The 3,673-nt window shown below is 76.8% G+C and carries 2 protein-coding genes; both read left to right on the top strand.

Annotated features, from left to right (window positions below; translation table 11 throughout):
- Positions 1-2,239, top strand: a 2,239-nt coding sequence (locus ADY01_RS34000; RefSeq protein WP_049580628.1) for a beta-ketoacyl reductase, incomplete at its 5' end; no start/stop codon positions are given.
- 41 nt (positions 2,240-2,280) lie between these two features.
- A partial coding sequence (locus tag ADY01_RS33995) for a type I polyketide synthase (protein ID WP_420715762.1) occupies positions 2,281-3,673 on the top strand: 1,393 nt, incomplete at its 3' end.

Here is a 3,673-nt window from a genome sequence, read left to right as displayed (position 1 = left end):
GGGTGAGGGGGGCCTGGACCGTTTCCTGGCCTCGCTCGCCGAGGCGTGGGTGCGGGGTGCCCCCGTCGCATGGGAGCGGGTGTTCGCGGGGGGTCGGCATGTCGATCTGCCGACCTATCCCTTCCAGCGGCGGCGCTACTGGCTCGACGCCGTGCCACCGAGCCGCCGCGGGCGCCTCACCGACGACTGGCTGTACCAGGTCGCCTGGAAGCCCCTGCCCGACCCGGCCACCGCCGGGCGCCAGGGCCGGAGCGCCACCGGCACCTGGCTGCTCCTCACCCCCTCGGGCCTGGTCGAGAACGACGCGATGGCCGCCGTGGCGGACGGACTCAAGAGCGCCGGCGCCGACGTGGTGGTCGCCGCCCCCGGCGAGGCCGTGCCGCCGAGGTCGGAGATCCGCGGCGTGCTGTCCCTGCTCGCCCTCGCGGCCGACGCGGACCGCGCGCCGGACGGCGACCCGCTCACGGCCACCGCGGCACTGCCCCGGGCCCTGGCGGACATTGGCGTGAACGCCGCACCCCTGTGGGTCCTCACCCGCGGGGCCGTCGCCACGGGCGCGGCGGACGCCCCACCCGACCCGTGGCAGGCACGCCTCTGGGGCCTCGGCCGGGTGGCGGCGCTGGAACACCCCGAGCGCTGGGGCGGCCTCGTGGACCTGCCCGCCGCCATGCCGGAACCGGCCTGCCTGGACCGGCTGTTCGCGGTCCTCGCGGGCGCCGTCGGCCACGAGGACCAGCTCGCCGTGCGGGGCACCGCGCTGCTCGCCCGCCGCCTGACCCGGGCGCACCCGCGCACGGAGGGCCGCTCCTGGCGTCCCGCGGACACCGGCACCGTGCTCGTCACCGGCGGAACCGGCGCGCTCGGCGCCCACGTGGCCCGCTGGCTGGCCCGCGAGGGCGCCGGGCACCTGCTGCTCCTCAGCCGCAGCGGCCCCGCCGCCCCGGGCGCCGACGAGCTGGCGGCGGAACTCCGCGCGCTCGGGGCCGAGGTGACGGTCGCCGCGTGCGACGCCGCCGACCGCGACGCCCTCGCGGGCGAGCTGGCCGCTCTCCCCGCCGACCGCCCGCTCACCGCCGTCTTCCACACCGCGGGCGTCCTGGACGACGGGGCGTTGAACGACCTGACCCCGGAGCGGTTCGAGGCCGTGGCCCGCCCCAAGGCCGACGCGGCCTGGCACCTGCACGAACTCACCGCGGGCCTCGACCTGTCGGCGTTCGTGCTGTTCTCCTCCTTCGCCGGCCTCGTGGGCAACGTCGGCCAGGCGAACTACGCCGCGGCCAACGCGTTCCTCGACGCCCTGGCCGAACGGCGCCGTGCCGAGGGGCTGCACGCCACCTCGCTCGCCTGGGGCGCCTGGGCCGAGGCGGGCCTCGCCACCGGCGACGTCGGGGAACGCCTCCGGCAGCGCGGCGTGACGCCGATGGCCCCGCACCTGGCCGTCGCGGCACTGCGCACAGCCCTGGAACGGGAGGCGCCCGCCCTCGGCGTGGCGGCGATCGAGTGGGGGACGTTCGCTCCCGCGCTGCGCGCGGTCAGGTCCACGAGCCTCTTCGACGACCTGCCCGAGGCGGCGCCCGCCACCGGCGACGCCACCCCGCCCGGTTCCCCGCCCGGCCCCTCGCTCGCCGCGCGGCTGGCCGGGCGGAGCGGGGACGAGCGGCACGAGATCGTCTCCGACCTCGTGCGCGGCCACGTGGCGGCGGTGCTGCGGCACGCCTCGCCGGACACCGTGGACGAGGAACGGGCCTTCCGGGACCTCGGCTTCGACTCGGTGACCGCCGTGGACCTGCGGAACCGGCTCGGCGCGGCCACCGGGCTGCCGCTGCCCACGACGCTGGCCTTCGACCATCCGACGATCGCCGACCTCACCGCCCACCTGCTGGCCGGGCTGGCGCCCGAGGTCGCCGCCGGGCCCGCGGGCGGCGAGGCGGAGGTCCTGAGCCTCGTCAGCCGCATCCCGCTGCCGCGGCTCAAGGAGTCCGGGCTCTACGAGGCGCTGCTGAGCCTCGCCGCGGAGAACGGCGCCCCGGCCGCCGCGGCGGAGTCCGCACGGAAACGGACGACCGGCGGCGACGGCGGAATCGATGGAACCGACGACGTGGACGACGTGGACGACGTGGACGAGATGAGCGTCGCCGACCTCGTCCGGCTGGTCCTCCACGACACGGGCGACACCGACACCGACACCGACACGACGCCCGGCACGACCGGCGCGGAGACCACGGGAGAGCGACGATGACCGGCACCGAGGCGACCGTCGTCGCCGCACTGCGGGCCTCCGTGAAGGAGAACAAGAAGCTCCAGCGGCTCAACCGGGAGATGGCCGAGGCCGCCCGGGAGCCCATCGCCGTCGTCGCGATGGGCTGCCGCTTCCCCGGCGGCGTGGAGTCGCCCGAGGACCTGTGGCGGCTGCTCGCGGCCGGGGAGGACGCGCTGTCGCCGTTCCCCGCCGACCGCGGCTGGGACCTCGCCGGGCCGCACGACCCGGCGGCCGAACGCGCCGGCGGCAGCGTCACCGAACGTGGCGGCTTCCTGCGCGACGCGGGCGCGTTCGACCCCGCCTTCTTCGGCATCAGCCCGCGCGAGGCCCTGGCCATGGACCCCCAGCAGCGCCTGCTGCTGGAGACGTCGTGGGAGACGTTCGAGCGCGCCGGCATCACCGCCGAGGAACTGCGCGGCAGCGGCACCGGCGTCTTCATGGGCACCAACGGCCAGGACTACGCGGCACTGTTCTCCGGCGCGCTGGGGGGCGTCGAGGGCTTCCTCATCACCGGAACGGCCGCGAGTGTCGTCTCCGGGCGCCTCGCCTACACCTTCGGCCTGCAAGGACCCGCCGTCACGGTCGACACCGCCTGCTCGGCCTCGCTGGTCACGCTGCACCTGGCCGCCCAGGCGCTCCGCCAGGGCGAGTGCACCCTCGCGCTCGCGGGCGGCGCCACCGTGATGGCGACGCCGACCGCGTTCGTGGAGTTCAGCAGGCAGCGCGGCCTGGCGCCCGACGGGCGCTGCAAGGCGTTCGCCGCCTCGGCGGACGGCACCGGCTGGGGCGAGGGCGTCGGCGTACTGCTGCTGGAGCGGCTCTCCGACGCCCGCCGCAACGGCCACCCCGTGCTGGCCGTCGTGCGCGGCAGCGCCGTCAACCAGGACGGCGCGAGCAACGGCCTCACCGCCCCGAGCGGCCCCGCCCAGCAGCGCGTCATCCGCCAAGCCCTCGACAACGCCGGCCTCACCCCCGCGGACATCGACGCGGTCGAGGCGCACGGCACCGGCACCACCCTCGGGGACCCCATCGAGGCCCAAGCGCTCCAGGCGGTCTACGGGCAGGGGCGCGGCGCCGAACGGCCGCTGTGGCTCGGCTCGATCAAGTCCAACATCGGCCACACCCAGGCCGCCGCCGGCGTGGCGGGCGTCATCAAGATGGTGCTCGCCCTGCGCCACGGCACCCTTCCCGCGACGCTGCACGTGGACGAGCCCACCCCGGCCGTCGACTGGTCCTCCGGCGCCCTGCGCCTCCTCACCGAGCCGACCCCCTGGAACGGAGACGGCGACGGAGACGGCGACGGCGACGGGAACGGGACCGGCCGTCCGCGCCGGGCGGGCGTCTCCTCGTTCGGCGTCAGCGGCACCAACGCCCACATCGTGCTCGAAGCGGCCCCCGACACGGGAACCGCCC

Origin of the sequence: Streptomyces sp. SBT349 (genome assembly GCF_001083795.1) — a bacterium.
Classification (GTDB): domain Bacteria; phylum Actinomycetota; class Actinomycetes; order Streptomycetales; family Streptomycetaceae; genus Streptomyces.
This window is presented reverse-complemented; position numbering and strand designations above follow the sequence as displayed.